We start from the raw sequence: 16,599 nt of genomic DNA on the forward strand, positions 1-16,599 counted from the left end.
GGGCGGAATAACGTCCGGGGGTCCTCCGTTCACGGGTATAGTTGAACCGTCAACAACTCGGAGGTTGAGCGACCATGCAGTTCGGCATCTTCACCGTCGGCGACGTCACCCCGGACCCGACCACGGGCCGGACGCCGACCGAGCGTGAGCGGATCAAGGCCATGGTCGCCATCGCGCTGAAGGCCGAGGAGGTCGGCCTGGACGTCTTCGCGACCGGCGAGCACCACAACCCGCCCTTCGTGCCCTCGTCCCCGACCACGATGCTCGGCTACATCGCGGCCCGCACCGAGAAGCTGATCCTGTCCACCTCCACCACCCTCATCACCACGAACGACCCGGTGAAGATCGCCGAGGACTTCGCGATGCTCCAGCACCTGGCCGACGGCCGGGTGGACCTGATGATGGGGCGCGGCAACACCGGCCCGGTCTACCCCTGGTTCGGCAAGGACATCCGCGAGGGCATCAACCTGGCGGTCGAGAACTACGCCCTATTGCACCGCCTGTGGCGCGAGGACGTCGTCACCTGGGAGGGGAAGTTCCGCACCCCGCTCCAGGGCTTCACGTCCACGCCGCGTCCGCTGGACGGGGTCGCGCCGTTCGTCTGGCACGGCTCGATCCGCTCGCCGGAGATCGCCGAGCAGGCCGCGTACTACGGCGACGGCTTCTTCCACAACAACATCTTCTGGCCGGCCGACCACACCAAGCGCATGGTCGAGCTGTACCGCAACCGCTACGCCCACTACGGGCACGGCACGCCCGAGCAGGCGATCGTCGGCCTGGGCGGGCAGGTGTTCATGCGGAAGAACAGCCAGGACGCGGTGCGCGAGTTCCGCCCGTACTTCGACGTCGCCCCGGTCTACGGGCACGGGCCGTCGCTGGAGGACTTCACCGCGCAGACCCCGCTCACCGTGGGCTCGCCGCAGCAGGTGATCGAGAAGACGCTCGCCTTCCGCGACTACGCCGGTGACTACCAGCGCCAGCTGTTCCTGATGGACCACGCCGGACTGCCCCTGAAGACCGTCCTGGAGCAGCTCGACCTGCTCGGCGAGGAGGTCGTACCGGTACTGCGCGAGGAGTTCGCCAAGAACCGCCCGGCGAACGTGCCGGACGCCCCCACGCACGCCTCCCAGCTGGCCACCGCCCGCAAGGAGCGCGAGGACCGACAGGAAGGAGCACGGGCATGAAGCTCGTCGTCGTCTCGGCGGGACTGAGCGTCCCGTCCTCCACCCGGCTGCTCGCCGACCGCCTGGCCGCCGCCACCGCCGAGCGGACCCCGGCCGAGGTGCAGGTGGTCGAGCTGCGCGACCTCGCCGTGGAGATCGCCCACACCTTCACCAACGGCTTCCCTGGCCGCAACCTCGCCGCCGCCTTCGACGCGGTGGCGGCGGCCGACGGCCTGATCGCGGTCACGCCGGTGTTCTCCGCGTCGTACAGCGGGCTGTTCAAGTCGTTCTTCGACGCGCTGAGCGTCACCGACGAGAACGCCCTCGCCGGGAAGCCGGTGCTGATCGGCGCGACCGGCGGCACGGCCCGGCACTCCCTGGTCCTGGACCACGCCCTGCGGCCGCTCTTCGCCTACCTCAAGGCCGTCGTCGTCCCGACCGGCGTGTACGCCGCATCGGAGGACTGGGGCGCCGAGGGGCTGGACGGGCGGATCGAGCGGGCCGCCGCCGAGCTGGCCACGCTGACGGGCGGGCTGTCGGCGGCCCCGGAACCGGCCGGGAAGCCGGCGGACGACGCCTTCGAGGTCGTCCCCTTCGAGGAACGCCTCGCGGCGCTGCGGCCCACAGGGTGAGAACCCGGTAAGAAGCCCGGCCCTCCGGTCACGGGCCCGATCACCTTGGCAGACTGGACGCGTGCCCCGGACTGTTCTGCTCGCCGAAGACGACCGCGCGATCCGGCACGCCCTGGAGCGCGCCCTCACCCTGGAGGGCTACCGGGTCACCGCGGTCGCCGACGGCACCGAGGCACTGGCCCAGGCACACAGCGGCCGGCCGGACGTGCTCGTGCTGGACGTGATGATGCCGGGCATCGACGGCCTCCAGGTCTGCCGGGAGCTGCGCGCCGAGGGCGACCCCACGCCGATCCTGATGCTGACGGCGCTGGTGGAGACCGCCGACCGGATCGCGGGCCTGGACGCGGGCGCCGACGACTACGTGGTGAAGCCCTTCGACGTCGAGGAGGTCTTCGCCCGGCTGCGCGCTCTGCTGCGCCGCACCGACCGCGAGGAGACGGAGACCGCCTCCCCGGGGGCGGACCCGGAGCGCGAGCCGGACGCACGCTACCTGGAGGCGGCCGGGCTGCGCATGGACCCGCGGGCCCGCCGCGCCTGGCGGGACGGGCGCGAGCTGGAGCTGACCCGCACCGAGTTCGAGCTGCTGGAACTGCTGGTGCGCAACGCGGGCATCGTGCTCGACCACTCCACGATCTACGACCGCATCTGGGGCTACGACTTCGGGCCCGGCTCCAAGAACCTCGCCGTCTACGTCGGCTACCTGCGCCGCAAGCTCGACCAGCCGGGCGCGCCGCAGCCGATCCAGACCGTGCGCGGGGTGGGTTACGTGCTGCGGGAGGACTGAGTGGGCCCCTCCCCGCTCGGGCGCCGGCCCCGGCTGCTGTCGCTGCGGACGACGTTCGCGGTGTCGTTCGCGGCGGTCACCGCCGTGGTCACGGTCCTGGTCGGGGTGCTGTCGTACAACGCGGCGGCCCGGCTGGTGCGGGTGGACCAGGAGTCCGTCTTCGCGCAGGTCGTGCAGGACCTGCGGGCCGAGGTGCGCGAGCGGCGGATGTCGCCCGATGACTTCTCCTCCTCCGCGCCGGGCCACGAGATCGTCCGCCCGGCCCGCACCGACGTGCAGGTCCTCGGGCCGGACGGCGAGGTCTCCGACTCGGCCGTGCCGCGGCTGCCGGTCACCGACGCCGACCGGCGGACCGCGCACGCCGCCGTGGCCGGGCGGACGGTCGAGCACGAGGACGTCGGGGTCGGCGACGACGTCTTCCGGGTCGCGACGGTGTCCCTGGGCGGTGGCCGGGGCGCGGTGCAGGTGGCGCAGGAGTTCAGCGACACCGAGGAACTGCTGCGGGCGCTGCAGCGGCGGACGCTGCTGCTGATGGCCGCGGTGGTGACGGCCGCCGGGCTGTTCGGCTGGTGGCTGGCGCGGCGCATGACCCGGCGGCTGGTGCTCCTCACCTCCGCCGCCGAGGACGTCGCCCGGACTCGCCGGCTCGGTGTCGAGGTGCCGGTCACCGGCCCCGACGAGGTGGGCCGCCTGGGCCGCGCCATCGACCTGATGCTGGTCCGCCTCGCCCAGTCGGAGGAGGACCAGCGGCGCCTGGTCCAGGACGCGGGCCACGAGTTGCGTACGCCGCTGACCTCGCTGCGGACGAACATCTCGCTGTTGCGCAGGATGGACGAGCTGCCGCCCGGCGCACGCGAGGAACTCGTCGCCGACCTGGGCCAGGAGGCCCGCGAGCTGACCGACCTGGTCAACGAACTGGTCGAGCTGGCGGCCGGGCAGTCCGCCGGCGAGCCCCCGCAACGGGTCGACCTCGCCCGGATCGCACGCGACGTGGCGAGCCTGGCCCGGCGCCGTACCGGGCGGGAGATCGGGGTGAGCGTCCGGGGCGAGACGGTGACGGAGGGCCGGCCCGCGATGCTGACCCGTGCACTGTCCAACCTGGTGGAGAACGCCGCCAAGTTCGACCCGGGCGGTACCGGCCCCATCGAGGTCGCCGTCGCCGGGCCGGCCCTGGAGGGCCCGATCCGCGTCGAGGTCCGCGACCGCGGTCCGGGCATCGCCGAAGCCGACCTGACCCGGGTCTTCGACCGCTTCTTCCGCACCGCCGGCGCCCGCTCCCGGCCCGGTTCCGGCCTCGGCCTGTCCATCGTGCGGGAGGTGGCACTGGCGCACGGGGGAGCGACGTTCGCCTTCCGGCGGGACGGAGGCGGGTCGGTGGTCGGATTCACGGTGGGCGGGTGGCCCGCGGGGAGCGGGGTCGGGGACGGTGACTGAGGGACCCCGGGTGTCCCGAGGGACGGGCGTTACTGGTGGTGGGGGCTCGGGGCGTTTTTGGTGACCCTGGTGTCGGTGGAGCTGGTGGTCCTGGTGGTGTCTTCGGTGCTGGCGGACCTGTCGGTGCTCGCAGTGTGAGCAGTGCTTACGTTGCTACCGGTGCTGGTGGTGCCCGCGGTACAAGTGGTGTCACCGGTGCCACCGGTGCCCACGACGCTCGCGGTGCGCGGCGTGCCGACGGCGTACGGGCTGTCGTACCGCGAGGTCCGCAGATACGAGCCCAGCGCGGACAGGTCGGTCCGTTCCAGGTCGGCCGGGCGGATCACGACGCGCAGTTCCGGGGCGGTCGTCGGGTCCCGGCGGAAATGGGCGGCGAAGCTCTCGACGATCATCAGCAGAAGCTGGGTGCGGTCCAGCTCCACGACCCGGGCCAGTCCGGCGCCGATCAGCGGTATCGCCACCGGCTTGTACATGCCGTACCGGGCGACGGCCGGCCAGAGCCGCTCCAGGCTCGCCTTCAGGTCGTCCGGTGAGGAGCGGGCGACGAGGTCGTTGCCGAGCCGGGAGTAGGCCACGGCGAAGACCCGGCGGCCGTCGACCGGCAGCGGGACGGTGGTGCCGACCGGGTAGCGGACGCGCCGCCCGCGGGGCTTGTCCTGGGGGCGTTCCGTGCGCACCGGGGTGAACGCCCTCAGCCCGGCCTGGAGGCGGTCGTCCAGCAGCTTGCGCTCGCCGCCGAACAGCCGGTCCACCAGCTGGCCCTGCACGCTGTCCCGGCTGATCACCAGGTCCCGCTCGGTGGCGGTGTCGAAGGTGTCGGTGAACCCGACCACCAGATTGGCGTCCTCCTGGCCGAACAGGTCGCCGCGCACCACCACGAGCTCGCCGCCGCCCGCACCGGGCACGGGCTGCCGCAGCAGTTCGTGTCCGTGGCGCTCGCGCAGCCGGGCCCGCAGGGAGCCGAGCAGTTCGGCGATGCCGGGGTCGTCCGGGCGTTCCCGGGCCATCCGTTCCGCGACCGGCAGGGCGAGGTCGTGGCGGCCCAGGTCGATGCGGCTGCGGATCAGCTGGCGGCGGGCCGTCTCGTGCAGTGCGGTGAGCCGGCGGATCAGGGGCTGCGCGAAGTCCTCGTCGGCCGCGTCGGCCAGGGGACGGCCGCGGACGAGGTCGAGTGCCGCGCCCAGCCGGTCGGCGGCCGACGCGGGGGCCGCGAGCAGCGCGGAGTGGACGAGGTCGGTGAACTCCGCGCAGTCCAGTGTGTCGGGGGTGAGCACCAGCCGGTACGCCGTCTCGGGCGCCGGGCCGGACGGCAGTTGCTCGGTGCGCAGGATGCGGGTGCCCTCGCCGCTCTGATCGGGGTCGAGGGCGCGGCGCAGTTCGAGGACGCGCTTCTGCACGTCGTTGCGGTGGCGTCCGGTCCGGTGCGGCTGCGTGCCGGGGACCGCCCATACGTCCCGGTGCAGTCGGCGGATCGGTACGGGCTCGCCGTCAGCCGCCACCAGCCGGACCAGCAGCCGTGTCGTCAACGGGGTCAACCGGACGGGTTCGCCGTCGACTTGGAGTCTCGCCGGGCCCAGGACGCTGACACGGATGCGCGCCATACAAGTGGTCTCCACTCGCTTCACTCTCTCCCGCCGGGCGGTGGCGGGGGAGGTGTCGGCAGCGTACCAACGGTCTCTTCGGGAGAGTTGGGGTTTCGGCGGACATCGGTGGACATCAGTGGGCCCCCGGGGGCGTGCCGAGGCCGCGGCACGCCCCCCGGGGGCCGTTTGCGCCGGTCCCCCGATCGGCGCCGGATCCGCCGGACTACGGCCGGCGGTGGTAGGCGGACAGGTGCTGGAACGGGTAGGTCTGGCGCCAGTCCGAGCCGGTGTCGTCGACCGTGCAGCCCGCCAGCTTCAGGCGCTGCACGATCTTGCCGACGGCCGTGGCGGAGCCGTCGAAGCGGATGACGTTGCGCCCGGCGATGTCGGCGATCGGCCGCAGGTTGCCGACCTCGACGATCAGCGTGCGCTCGGGGTAGGCCATCAGCACCATGCCCAGCTCGATCAGGACGTTCGGGCGGGACTGGCAGACGGGCCGCGTCTCGTGGTCGGGCTCGTCGTGTCCGCGCAGCTCCGGGTGGAGCGTGACGATGTCGTCCGGTGTGAGCAGGACGAGTGCCGCCTGGGCCTGCGCGGGGGCGCCGGCGACCACGTCACCGAGGAAGGGGGAGGCCTGGCCGGTCGCCCTGATCAGGTCCTCCCACTCCTTGGGGCGCAGGTCGAGGCGGCGCAGCAGCTCGTACATCTCGCGCCGTACCTGCTCGTCGCGGCCGTGGACGACGAACACGCTGCGCGCCCGGTCGCCGTCGCCGGGCGGCGGGGCCAGGTCGTGGCGCCGGGTGCCGGCGTACGGCTGCCCTGCCGGTGAGCCAGGTCCGCCAGGTGCTCCCGGTCCGGCGGGCGCCGGTACGACCGGGGAGTTGTCGCCGAAGCTCTGCGTGCCGCTGTTGCCGACGCTCTGGTTCCCGCCGAAGTTGGTGTTGCTGCCGTGCTGGCCGAAGCCGTGGTCGCCGAACTGCTGGCTTCTCATGCGGGCCGAGCCTCCCTGGTGACGCCGGAGTTGTTGCCGAATGTCTGGGTGCCGCTGTTGCCGACGCTCTGGTTGCCGCCGAAGTTGTTGGTGCTGTTCGCGCCGAAGTTCTGCTGGAGGATGTTGGTCTGGTTGGCCTCGTGGTCCCGGGTGTCCACGTCGTGCTCGCGCAGGAAGTCGCCGACGATCTGCAGGAGGTGGCGCTCGACGATCTGGGTGTACTTGAGGGCGTCGGTCTCCTGGAAGAAGTGGTGGAAATCGCTGCTGGCCGCCATCTCCCGGACGCTGGTGCGCGCGCCGCAGTCCACGACGGTGTCCGCGTAGCGGCCGAGCCGGAACTCGCTGCGGTCGGCCGGCTGGGGGACCGTCACCTTGACGGTGCCGGAGCGGCTGGGCAGGCGCTCCTGGAGCGGGTTGGTGAGCAGCCGCAGGAGTTCGCCGGGCACGCTGCGGGTCACGTCCCACGCGATACGGCCCATCAGCCGGCCGTCGATGGTGGCGGGCAGCCGGTCGACCAGGTGGAAGCTCTCGGCCACGGGGGCGAGGACGTAGGTGTAGAACTCGGTGTGCAGGGTGGCGCCCTTGATGTCGAACCCGACGAACACCGTGGTGACGAGCTCCTGGTTCCAGGACCCGATCCGGATGCACAGGTACTCGCGGTCCGCGTCGTAGGCCTCCCGCCAGTGCTCGCCGGTGCCGGGACGGCCGTCGGCGGGCACGCGGAGCGTCGGTCCGTCGAGGGTGCGGACGGCGGTGGTGAAGCGGCGCCGGTCGACGGAGAGCAGCCGGATGCTGTCGGAGGGCCTGGGCCGGTCGCGGAGTTCGGCGAGCATCCGGTCGCGGACCTGGGAGGTGATCTCCTCGGTCGTGAAGGGGATGATCGGCCTGCGCTCGGGGTGCGCGGGTGCGCCCGCGCCGTTGGGCGTGCCGTTCGGGGCGCCGTTCGCCGGGCCGGCCGGGCGCGGGACGCGGCCGTCGAAGAGGCCCTGGTCGAAGGAGCCGGCCGACGCGACCGGGGCCCCGATCAGCAGCTCCGCGTTCGACCAGCGGCGCCAGAGTGCGCCCGCCCCGATGAAGGGCTTGTACCCGCCGTAGCGCACGGTCTCCGACCCCTGTTCGTCGGTGATCTTGCGGACGAGTTCCGGAGTGAGACGCGTGGTCCGGGGGTACCGCCCGTCGAAGTGGGCCCCGTCGGCGGGCGGCGCGAGGTGGGCGGCCAGTGTCCGCAGGACGGCGATCCGGCGCAGGAACATGGTGGCCCAGGCCAGCCAGACGAAGAGGAGTGCGGCGCCGAGGGTGCTCAGGACGCCGGTGGCCATGAGCAGGACGACGACGGCGGCACCGGCGAGCAGTGTGCGCAGTTGCTGGAGCCGGAGGTTGTGGGCGGCGAGCGCGTGGGCCAGCACGGGCACGGCGTCGTAGCCGTACGAGGGTGCCACGACCCGGAAGCGCTCGGTCAGCAGCTCCCGGATCACCGCCTTGCGGTACACGGGGTCGAGGTAGGTGCCGGCGCAGAGCAGGCGGGTCGCGTTGCTCGTCGCGTCGGGCGGCGGGGGCGCGTCGGGGGGCAGGGGCGCGGCGGGGGACGGGGGTGCGGAGTGCGTGGTCATGGCGGCCTTCTCAGCCCCTCTCCTGGACGACCGCCGAGACGATGAGCCCGTCGCGCACGGTGTAGCTGCCGTCGTAGGTCTGCTCGGAGCCGTCCGTCTGCCGGGCGACGAAAGTGACGTAGACGGTGTCCCCCGTCGTGCCGTGGACGGTGAGCTCGTCGCTCTCGGTCGTGTCGAAGCCCTCGGCGAAGTGGTCGTAGTCCGGGTCGATGTTCTTGCCGCCCAGTTCCCAAGCCGTCCTGAAGTCGCGGTCGTTGATGGCGTCGAAGTACGCCGTCACGGTCGCCTCCGGACCGGCCGCCGGTGCGGTGACGCCGGCGCCCGGCTCGTCGCCGTTCGCGTCGTCGGCCGGCGATCCGCTCGACGAGGAGGCGTCGTCGCCGGGGAGGCCGTGGTCGCCGGTCGTGCCGTAGCCGCCGGTGGTGTCCCCCGACGTGCCGTCGGTCGTGCCGCCCGTCAGGCCGTCGGTCGTGCCGTAGGCGCCGTCCGTCTCGTCGGACGAGTCGTCGGACGAGTCGTCGTCGGTCCCGTCGCCGAAGGGGTCCCCGGTGAAGGCGCCGCCCAGCGTGCCGCCGTTGAAGCCGCCGGAGGACGACACCGTGTCGCTGCCGCCGCCGGCCGTCCCGAAGGCGACGACGAGGACCGCGACGAGGAGGAACGGGGCGCCGACGGCAACCAGCGCCTGGTTGCGTATCCGCCCCGGCTCGGGCGCGAGGCCCGGGGCGGGGTAGGAGCCGGTGCCGTGGGGCGGGACACGTGTATCACTCATCTGTCACCTCGATGCCTCCGGCTTCCGCCCGAGCGGATTCCGGCCGACCCCAGTGGGTCGATGTGCTCTGCGCTTCGCCCGATCCGACCAGTACCGGCGCTTCCGAAACCAGATTTCGAGGCTTCCGATGCGCTTCCGATCGGCTTCCGGTATGGGCGGCGGTACGTCGCCGCTGCTCAGGCTTTCGCATATACCCCCTAGGGGTATACATTGGAGACGTCAACTGTACCCCTGGGGGGTACCCACCGATCGTTTGTCCGGAGGAACCATGTCCTGCTGCACTCCTGACGGCAGCTGCTCCACCGCCGCCACCACCGCCACGGTCACCGAGGGCGTCACCACCGTGTACGCCGTCGCCGGCATGACCTGCGGACACTGCGAGGCCACGCTCACCAAGGAGATCGGCGCCCTGGACGGCGTACGGGCGGTCGAGGTCGACCGCGGGGCGGGCCGGGTCTCCGTCACCACCGTGGGGGAGCCCGACGACGCGCTGCTGGCCCGGGTCGTCGACGACGCCGGGTACGAGCTCACCGGCCGCGCGGCCTGAGGGAGCCGACCCGCACGGAAGCCGGGCCCGTACTCGGGCCCGGCTTCCGTGTCCGGCGTCGCGGCGGCCGGGTCAGTGGTAGGCGTGGACCACGGCGTGGCCCTTGCCGCGGCCGATCATCCACTTGTTGACCGGCGTGGTGATCAGGAACGCCACGGCGAACCCGCCGAGCAGCGCGTACCAGAACAGTCCGTCCGACAGGTGCGCGTCCAGCGCCCCCGGCGTCAGCGCGATGATGCCGTTGTCGACCAGCTCCATCACCGCGATGGACACGGTGTCGGCGGCCAGCGCCACCTTCACCGCCGCCTTCAGGGAGACCCCCGCGCGGACCACGGCGAAGAGGGTGAAGGAGTAGCCGAAGATGAAGGCGAGGGAGATCGCCAGGATCATCGTCGGCACGTTGCCCCACATGAGGGCCGTGCCGATGACCATGCCGAGGATCTCGCCGATGGCGCACCCGGTGAGGCAGTGCAGGGTCGCCCGCACCGCCGTCGCCCAGGTCGCGCCGTGCGCGGCACCGGAGTGGTGTCCCTGGTGCGCGGGGGTGTGCTGCTCCTGGTGCGTGTGGTGATGCTCCATGACCTTCCAACCCCAATCGACGTCCCGTGGGGCCCGGAGTGGGCCCCACGGACGGGAAACCATATACCCCCTAGGGGTATTCCGTACTCCCGTGACGGACGTCTTGCCGACGGGTCATCCCTTGCCGAGCAGCCGGTTCATGCGCTCGATCTCGGCGCTCTGGGACGTGATGATCTCTCCGGCCATCTTCTTGGCCGGCGCGTGCGCGCCGTCGGTCTGCTCGGTCCTCGCCATCGCGACCGCGCCTTCGTGGTGCTTGATCATCAGCTCCAGGAAGGCGGTGTCGAACGCCTCGCCCGAAGCGTCCTCGAGCCCGCGCATCTCCTGGTCCGTCATCATGCCGTCCATGCCCTCCTTGCCGTGCGTGGAGTGGTCCATGGCGGCGTCATCGGCGGGCACATCCTCGCCCCACGACGTGAGCCAGCCGGACAGCGTCCTGATCTCCGGGTCCTGGGCCTTCTTGATCTCCGCGGCCAGCTTCTCGACCTCGGGCGACCCCGCCCGCTCGGGCGCGAGGTCGGCCATCTCGACGGCCTGGCGGTGGTGGGGGATCATCCCCTTCGCGAAGGCCACGTCGGCGGCGTTGTGCCGGCCCTGCGAGGCCGGTGCGGAGGCAGGTGCGGAAGCCGAGGCCGAGGCGTTGTGGCCGCCGTGTCCGGCGGAGCCGCCGGCGTCGCCGTCGTCGGCTCCGCCACAGGCGGCGAGGGTGAGTGCCGCCGCGCCGGCGGCGACTGCGGCGGCGGTACGGCGTACGAGGGAACGCTTGCGCTTCATGATGGGTGCGACTCCTTCCCGCGCGCCGTTCGCGGCGCGCGGTCGAGCGGATGTGAGGGCGTGCGGCGGCACGGCACCCGTCACCCGGTGGAAGCCGGGACAGCCGGAGACCACCGGCGCGTGGGATGCCGTGCGGGCCGCTCTATATCCGCAGGAGTTGGAGTTCGGAGAGGTCGGGCGGCCCCCGCACGTCCCCGGGCGCTCGCACGGCCGTCACGGCGGGCGAAGCTGAGGCCGGTGCGTCGGCGGCGGCGCCGGTCAGGGCCGGTGGCGTGTAGGCGGAGGCGGTCCCGGCGGCCGCGCACGTGCCGTCGGCGTGATCCACATGCCCCGACCCGCCGTCCGTGTGCCCGCAGGCCCGATCCGCGTACGGAGGACTGTCGGTGCCGTGGGTGCCGTACGTCTGCGGCGCGTCGTCCGTGCCGTGTGCCGACGCCTGCGGCGCATCGTCCGTGGCGTGTGCCCGGCCCTCGCGCGGGACACCGGCCGCGGCGCTCATCGCCCGCGCGTGTCCGGGGTCCGTGTGTCCGGGGCCCGCGTGCCCCGTCGGCACCCCGGGGGCCAGGCCGTGCATGCCGAGCAGGCCGGCCAGTACCGCCATCACCAGCAGCGTGAGCAGCCGCCCGGCCGGGCGGTTGATCGACGGGGCGCTTCTGGTCACGCACGTCATGCTACGGGTCCGGGCCGGGAAGGACGCGGCGGCCCGGCGACCGGCACGCACTCCGCCGCGGCCGGTCCGAGGGGGAGAGTCCGAAGGGAGAGAGGGAGGGGGAGCCGAAGGGGAGAGGGGGGAACGACGTACTGGTTCGGCACCGGAAGTTCACCGTCGAGTCGTCCGGCTCCTATATCGTCAGCCGATATCGGGAGCCGTAAGACATGGGGCCGGGCCGTGAGGAGTGGGCCGATGGGTGAGTCTTCGACCGCCACGGGAACGCCGGACGAGCTGCGGCGGCGGCTGGGCGTGTCCGACGCCGTGACGATCGGGCTGGGCTCGATGATCGGCGCGGGCATCTTCGCGGCCCTCGCCCCGGCCGCCCGCGCGGCCGGCTCCGGGCTCCTGATCGGGCTGGCGGTGGCCGCCGTGGTGGCGTACTGCAACGCCACCTCGTCCGCCCGGCTCGCCGCCCGCTACCCGGCCTCCGGCGGAACCTACGTCTACGGCCGGGAACGCCTCGGGCCGTTCTGGGGCCACCTCGCCGGCTGGGCCTTCGTCGTGGGCAAGACCGCCTCCTGCGCGGCCATGGCCCTGACCGTCGGCGCGTACGTCTGGCCCGGCCAGGCGCACGCCGTCGCGGTCGCCGCGGTGGTGGCGCTGACCGCGGTGAACTACGCCGGGGTGCAGAAGTCGGCGTGGCTGACCCGCGTGATCGTCGCCGTGGTCCTGGCGGTGCTCGCCGCCGTGGTGATCGCGTCCCTCGGCTCCGGCGCCGCGGACCCGGCCCGCTGGGACGTCGGGGGCGACGCCACCGCCGGCGGGGTGCTGGAGGCGGCGGGCCTGCTGTTCTTCGCCTTCGCCGGGTACGCGCGCATCGCCACCCTGGGCGAGGAGGTCCGCGACCCTGCCCGCACCATCCCCCGCGCCGTTCCGCTCGCCCTGGGCATCGCGCTGGCCGTGTACGTCCTCGTGGCACTCGCCGTCCTGTCGGTGCTCGGCCCCGAGGGGCTGGCGGAGTCCGCCGCTCCGTTGGCGGACGCCGTGCGGGCCGCGGGCCACGACTGGCTGGCGCCGGTCGTGCGGGCGGGAGCCGCGGTGGCCGCGCTCGGCTCGCTGCTGGCCCTGATCCTCGGCGTCTCGCGGACCACCCTGGCCATGGCCCGCGACCGGCACCTGCCGCACGCCCTGGCCGCCGTCCACCCGCGGTTCGAGGTCCCGCACCGTGCCGAGCTGCTCGTCGGCGCCGTGGTGGCCGTGCTCGCCGCGACGGCGGACCTGCGCGGGGCGATGGGCTTCTCGTCCTTCGCGGTCCTCGCGTACTACGCCGTCGCCAACGCCGCCGCGTGGACGCTGACCCCCGAGGAGGGCCGCCCGCCGCGCGCGCTCCCGGCGGCCGGGCTCGCGGGCTGCCTGCTGCTGGCGTTCACCCTGCCGGTCTCCTCCGTGATCTCCGGGGCGGCCGTACTCGCCGCCGGCGTCACCGCGTACGGCGTCCGCCGCGCGCTCGCGTCCCGAGGCGCGTAGCGGGGTCAGGTCCCGGGCGCGCCGTCAGGTCGGGGCCGCTCGTCGCCGAGCACCTCGCGGGCCAGCTCCTCCAGGGCCCTGCGGTCCTCGGCGAGGGCCGCCCTCCCCGCCTCGGTCGCCCGGTAGACGCGGCGGGTGCGGCCGTCCACCACGCGCTGCTCCGAGGTGAGCAGCCCGTCCGCCTCCAGGCGATGCAGCGTCGGGTACAGGGTGCCGGGACTGATCCGGTACCCGTGCCGGGCCAGTTCGCCGGTCATCCAGGCGCCGTGGATCTCCTCCCGGGACGCGTGGTGCAGGATGTGCAGCCGCACCGCGCCCCGCTGGAACTCCCGCACCCGGCCCACCTCCGGCAGTGACGAAACCGATATCGGCCATCGAGTCTACGAGGCCCGGCACGCCCGGCCCGGAACTCGCGCGGGCGGGCTGGGCTACCCTGGGGCGGCAGCGGCCGGCCCGGTCCGGGCGGTCGCGCGGCGGTGGGGCTCGCCGTACCCGAACCGCGGCACCGACGCCGCCAACAGTCCCTACTGGTGACCAGGACCGTCCGCATGCCCGGGCGGCCGCACGAGTAGGAGACCCGCGTTGCCGAACGCTCCCCGCAAGCCCCGCGCCGCGAGCCACGACAGCCCCGAACTCGTCGAACCCTCGGAGGCGACCGAACCCTCGGAGGCGATCGACTCCGCCAGGGTGATCGACTCCGCCGAACCGATCGCCCCCTCGGAGCCCGTCGACCCCGACATCGACCTGTCGGTGCCCGCCCAGCGGCGCGAACTCGCCGACGGACAGGCCCCCGTCCTCGCGGCGGTCGCGATCGGCGGCGCCCTGGGTGCCGCCGCCCGCTACGGCGCCTCGCTGCTGTGGCCCACGGCGGCGGGTACCTTCCCCTGGACCACCTTGCTGGTCAACGTCACCGGTTGCGCGGTGATCGGCGTCTTCATGGTGCTCATCACCGACGTATGGACCGTCCACCGGCTGGTACGCCCCTTCTTCGGCACCGGCGTCCTGGGCGGCTTCACCACCTTCTCCACCTACGCCGTGGACACCCAGCACCTGATCGCCTCCGGCGAGGCCGGCACGGGCCTGGCCCACCTGGCCGCCACCGTCGTCGCCGCCCTCGCGGCGGTGTGGTGCTCGGCGAGCCTCACCCGCCGCCTGATCTCCCGGAGGCAGAAGTGAACTGGCTGCTCGTCGTGGCCGGTGCCATGGCCGGGGCGCCGCTGCGGTACCTGACCGATCGCGCGGTCCAGACCCGGCACGACGGCGTCTTCCCGTGGGGCACCTTCACGGTCAACGTCGTCGGCTGCCTGATCCTCGGCACGCTCACCGGCGCGGCCACCCACGGCGCCGCCTCCGACTCGCTCCGACTGCTGGTCGGCACCGGGTTCTGCGGAGCGCTGACCACCTACTCCACGTTCTCCTACGAGACCGTGCGGCTGGCCGAGAAGGGCGCGAGGTTCCTCGCCGCCGCCAATGTCGTCGCCGGGGTCGTCGCCGGCCTGGGCGCCGCCTTCCTCGGAGCCGCCGTCGCGGACGCCGTCTGGGGCTGAGCCGTGCGCCGGTACGGCGAGCGGGCCCGTGCTCACCAAGGCGCGAGGTGAGTACGGGCCCGCTCAGGAGCCGGTCCGCGTGAGGCGGATCAGACGGTGGTCTTCGCCGACTCCTGGTCTTCGTCGCCCCCGGTTTCCGCACCGGCCTTGCGGGCGCGGACGTACTCCAGGAACGAGTCGAGTTCGCGCTTGACGACGGGGGCGAGGAGGTAGAGCCCGATGATGTTGATGACGGCGAGCGAGAACAGCACCGCGTCGGCCAGGTCGATCAGGGTCTGCAGCGTCAGCAGCGATCCGGCGATGGCGAAGACGGTGTAGAGGACCTTGTACGTGACCTCGCTGGTCCGGCTGCGGCCGAAGAGGTACGTCCACGCCTTGAGGCCGTAGTACCCCCACGTGAGCACCGTGGAGATGGCGAACAGCATCACCGCGACGGTCAGGATGTACGGGAACCAGGGCAGCACCGTCTCGAAGGCGTCGGAGGTGATGGTGACGCCGCCGATGTCCTTGCCGAGCGTGGCCGGGTTGGCGATGACGATGGTCAGCGCGGTCATGGTGCAGATGACGACGGTGTCGATGAACGGCTCCAGCAGGGCGACCAGGCCCTCGCTCGCGGGGTGCTTGGTCTTGACCGCGGAGTGGGCGATCGGGGCGGAGCCCAGGCCCGCCTCGTTGGAGAAGGCGGCCCGCTTGAAGCCGATGATCAGTGCGCCGAGCACACCGCCGGCGACCCCCTCGGGGTTGAAGGCGCCCTCGACGATGGCGGTGACGGCGTCCGGGACGGCGGTGACGTTGACCAGGATCACGACCAGGCACGCGACGATGTAGATGCCGGCCATGGCGGGCACGAGCCTGCTGGTGACGTTGGCGATGGAGCGGATGCCGCCGAGGAGCACGATGCCGACCAGCGCGGCGACCAGGATGCCGAAGAGCAGGGCGCCGGCGGAGGAGCCGACGGCGCCGTCCTCGCCGCCGGTGACGGAGACCAGCTGCGCGTAGGACTGGTTGACCTGGAAGAGGTTGCCGCCGAAGAGGCCGAAGAAGAGGATCATGAAGGAGGCGAGCACCGCGAGGACCTTGCCGAGGGTCCTGCCGTTCTTGCCGAAGCGCTCGGCGAGGCCCTTGGGCAGGTAGTGCATCGGGCCGCCGGACACGGTGCCGTCGGCGTGCACCTCGCGGTACTTCACGCCGAGGGTGACCTCGACGAACTTGGTGGCCATGCCGAGCAGGCCGCACAGGATCATCCAGAACGTGGCGCCGGGGCCGCCGATGGAGACGGCGACGGCCACACCGGCGATGTTGCCGAGGCCGACGGTGCCGGAGACGGCGGCGGTCAGCGCCTGGAAGTGGTTGACCTCGCCGGCCGAGCCCTTCTCGTCGTACTTCCCCCTCACCACGTCGACGGCGAGTCGGAACTTGCGGATCTGGACGAACCCGAACCAGCCGGTGAAGACCAGGCCGGCGACGACGAGCCAGGCGACGATGAGGGGCAGGTCGGTGCCGCCGACGGGAACGGCGTAGAAGACGACCTCTCCCAGCCACTTGGCTATGGGTTCGAAGAATCCGCTGACGGCTTCGTCGACGGACTCGGTGACGGATTCGAGTGACACTTGGCTACCTCGTGGAGCGGTGCCGACGGGCCGGGGACTCCCGCCGGGCGAGGGGAAGGGCGGTCTCTGAGCGAACGTCGTTGTCCGATGGGCGAACCCGGCCACACGGTGCGGTTTCGGACCGTGATCACGCCGGGTGGTGCTGCTGATGGCTGCCGTCCCTCCACAGCGTGGCGTTGGGCCCAGTCACCTGCGGAGTTGCGATGTTCTACCACGACTTTGCCGAAGCTTTAGTGATGTAAGTCACATAACAAACCGTGACCAGCGGAAATCCCAGCACGTGAGACCGGACCGTTATGGGGCGACCGAGATACGTGCAAAGTACACTTATGTCTCCCGGGGCGTCGATCTCGGCGGCGAGGGCCTCAATGGCCGCTACGGTGACGAGGAGCCGCCT

Annotated in this window: 17 protein-coding genes; 8 read left to right on the top strand and 9 right to left on the bottom strand. The window is 72.5% G+C overall.

The features are described from left to right. The first annotated feature begins 74 nt into the window (after positions 1-74). From ACLIN4_RS19860 to ACLIN4_RS19875, 4 genes are all read left to right on the top strand, one after another. Entirely contained in the window at positions 75-1,184 is a 1,110-nt protein-coding gene (locus ACLIN4_RS19860; RefSeq protein WP_107477978.1) for an LLM class flavin-dependent oxidoreductase, read from the top strand. Next, positions 1,181-1,795, top strand: a complete 615-nt coding sequence (locus ACLIN4_RS19865) for a CE1759 family FMN reductase (protein WP_100046891.1) — start codon at positions 1,181-1,183, stop codon at positions 1,793-1,795. Before ACLIN4_RS19860 ends, ACLIN4_RS19865 begins: the two co-directional genes overlap by 4 nt. A 61-nt stretch (positions 1,796-1,856) precedes the next feature. Beyond that, the gene (locus tag ACLIN4_RS19870) at positions 1,857-2,579 is read left to right on the top strand and encodes a response regulator transcription factor (RefSeq protein ID WP_107477976.1); all 723 of its coding nucleotides are present in this window, start codon (positions 1,857-1,859) and stop codon (positions 2,577-2,579) included. After that, positions 2,580-4,013 (top strand): sensor histidine kinase, encoded by a 1,434-nt coding sequence (locus ACLIN4_RS19875; RefSeq protein ID WP_107477975.1) that lies wholly within the window; start codon positions 2,580-2,582, stop codon positions 4,011-4,013. Between the two features lie 29 nt (positions 4,014-4,042). On the opposite strand, the gene ACLIN4_RS19880 is transcribed toward ACLIN4_RS19875, so the two are convergent. From ACLIN4_RS19880 to ACLIN4_RS19895, 4 genes are all read right to left on the bottom strand, one after another. Beyond that, positions 4,043-5,614, bottom strand: a complete 1,572-nt coding sequence (locus ACLIN4_RS19880; RefSeq protein ID WP_411576069.1) for a macro domain-containing protein — start codon at positions 5,612-5,614, stop codon at positions 4,043-4,045. A gap of 205 nt (positions 5,615-5,819) precedes the next feature. Further along, positions 5,820-6,587, bottom strand: a complete 768-nt coding sequence (locus tag ACLIN4_RS19885; RefSeq protein ID WP_107477974.1) for a TIR domain-containing protein — start codon at positions 6,585-6,587, stop codon at positions 5,820-5,822. Continuing rightward, positions 6,584-8,197 carry a hypothetical protein gene (locus ACLIN4_RS19890; RefSeq protein WP_290014269.1) on the bottom strand — a complete coding sequence of 538 codons (1,614 nt, stop codon included), beginning with the start codon at positions 8,195-8,197 and terminating at the stop codon, positions 6,584-6,586. Before ACLIN4_RS19890 ends, ACLIN4_RS19885 begins: the two co-directional genes overlap by 4 nt. A 10-nt stretch (positions 8,198-8,207) precedes the next feature. Further along, positions 8,208-8,966, bottom strand: coding sequence for a hypothetical protein (locus ACLIN4_RS19895; RefSeq protein WP_411576070.1), 759 nt, complete (start codon positions 8,964-8,966; stop codon positions 8,208-8,210). A 268-nt stretch (positions 8,967-9,234) separates the two neighbouring features. Here ACLIN4_RS19895 and ACLIN4_RS19900 point away from each other — a divergent pair, with 268 nt between their 5' ends. Beyond that, complete coding sequence (locus tag ACLIN4_RS19900) at positions 9,235-9,513, top strand: heavy-metal-associated domain-containing protein (protein ID WP_100046898.1); 279 nt, start codon at positions 9,235-9,237, stop codon at positions 9,511-9,513. 72 nt (positions 9,514-9,585) lie between these two features. Here the strand turns inward: ACLIN4_RS19900 and ACLIN4_RS19905 are convergent, their stop codons facing one another. From ACLIN4_RS19905 to ACLIN4_RS19915, 3 genes are all read right to left on the bottom strand, one after another. Next, complete coding sequence (locus tag ACLIN4_RS19905; protein ID WP_107479830.1) at positions 9,586-10,092, bottom strand: DUF4396 domain-containing protein; 507 nt, start codon at positions 10,090-10,092, stop codon at positions 9,586-9,588. A 114-nt stretch (positions 10,093-10,206) separates the two neighbouring features. Next, positions 10,207-10,866: a DUF305 domain-containing protein gene (locus tag ACLIN4_RS19910; RefSeq protein ID WP_289912120.1), complete on the bottom strand. Its 660-nt coding sequence runs from the start codon at positions 10,864-10,866 to the stop codon at positions 10,207-10,209. 142 nt (positions 10,867-11,008) lie between these two features. After that, positions 11,009-11,527, bottom strand: a complete 519-nt coding sequence (locus ACLIN4_RS19915; protein ID WP_382025185.1) for a DUF6153 family protein — start codon at positions 11,525-11,527, stop codon at positions 11,009-11,011. A 243-nt stretch (positions 11,528-11,770) separates the two neighbouring features. On the opposite strand from ACLIN4_RS19915, the gene ACLIN4_RS19920 reads away from it, so the two are divergent. Next, the gene (locus tag ACLIN4_RS19920; protein WP_411576071.1) at positions 11,771-13,045 is read left to right on the top strand and encodes an APC family permease; all 1,275 of its coding nucleotides are present in this window, start codon (positions 11,771-11,773) and stop codon (positions 13,043-13,045) included. Positions 13,046-13,050: 5 nt separating this feature from the next. On the opposite strand, the gene ACLIN4_RS19925 is transcribed toward ACLIN4_RS19920, so the two are convergent. After that, entirely contained in the window at positions 13,051-13,380 is a 330-nt protein-coding gene (locus ACLIN4_RS19925) for a PadR family transcriptional regulator (protein WP_107479834.1), read from the bottom strand. A 355-nt stretch (positions 13,381-13,735) separates the two neighbouring features. Between ACLIN4_RS19925 and crcB (ACLIN4_RS19930) the strand changes: the two genes are divergently transcribed. Both crcB (ACLIN4_RS19930) and crcB (ACLIN4_RS19935) read left to right on the top strand, forming a co-directional pair. Continuing rightward, positions 13,736-14,221, top strand: coding sequence for a fluoride efflux transporter CrcB (gene crcB / locus ACLIN4_RS19930; RefSeq protein WP_411576765.1), 486 nt, complete (start codon positions 13,736-13,738; stop codon positions 14,219-14,221). Beyond that, a complete protein-coding gene (crcB, locus tag ACLIN4_RS19935; RefSeq protein WP_107479835.1) occupies positions 14,218-14,592 on the top strand; it encodes a fluoride efflux transporter CrcB in 375 nt (124 codons plus the stop codon). Before crcB (ACLIN4_RS19930) ends, crcB (ACLIN4_RS19935) begins: the two co-directional genes overlap by 4 nt. Before the next feature lie 89 nt (positions 14,593-14,681). On the opposite strand, the gene ACLIN4_RS19940 is transcribed toward crcB (ACLIN4_RS19935), so the two are convergent. After that, a complete protein-coding gene (locus ACLIN4_RS19940) occupies positions 14,682-16,202 on the bottom strand; it encodes an alanine/glycine:cation symporter family protein (protein WP_107479836.1) in 1,521 nt (506 codons plus the stop codon). Between the last annotated feature and the right edge of the window lie 397 nt (positions 16,203-16,599).

Origin of the sequence: Streptomyces mutabilis (assembly GCF_046628145.1) — a bacterium.
Lineage (GTDB): Bacteria > Actinomycetota > Actinomycetes > Streptomycetales > Streptomycetaceae > Streptomyces > Streptomyces mutabilis.

Excerpts from the sequence above, each read along its gene's own strand:
- ACLIN4_RS19910 (WP_289912120.1), bottom strand. The coding sequence starts at position 10,866 with ATGAAGCGCAAGCGTTCCCTCGTACGCCGTACCGCCGCCGCAGTCGCC.
- ACLIN4_RS19865 (WP_100046891.1), top strand. The coding sequence starts at position 1,181 with ATGAAGCTCGTCGTCGTCTCGGCGGGACTGAGCGTCCCGTCCTCCACC.
- ACLIN4_RS19885 (WP_107477974.1), bottom strand. The coding sequence starts at position 6,587 with ATGAGAAGCCAGCAGTTCGGCGACCACGGCTTCGGCCAGCACGGCAGC.
- ACLIN4_RS19880 (WP_411576069.1), bottom strand. The coding sequence starts at position 5,614 with ATGGCGCGCATCCGTGTCAGCGTCCTGGGCCCGGCGAGACTCCAAGTC.
- ACLIN4_RS19890 (WP_290014269.1), bottom strand. The coding sequence starts at position 8,197 with ATGACCACGCACTCCGCACCCCCGTCCCCCGCCGCGCCCCTGCCCCCC.
- ACLIN4_RS19920 (WP_411576071.1), top strand. The coding sequence starts at position 11,771 with ATGGGTGAGTCTTCGACCGCCACGGGAACGCCGGACGAGCTGCGGCGG.
- ACLIN4_RS19895 (WP_411576070.1), bottom strand. The coding sequence starts at position 8,966 with ATGAGTGATACACGTGTCCCGCCCCACGGCACCGGCTCCTACCCCGCC.
- ACLIN4_RS19905 (WP_107479830.1), bottom strand. The coding sequence starts at position 10,092 with ATGGAGCATCACCACACGCACCAGGAGCAGCACACCCCCGCGCACCAG.
- ACLIN4_RS19860 (WP_107477978.1), top strand. The coding sequence starts at position 75 with ATGCAGTTCGGCATCTTCACCGTCGGCGACGTCACCCCGGACCCGACC.
- ACLIN4_RS19900 (WP_100046898.1), top strand. The coding sequence starts at position 9,235 with ATGTCCTGCTGCACTCCTGACGGCAGCTGCTCCACCGCCGCCACCACC.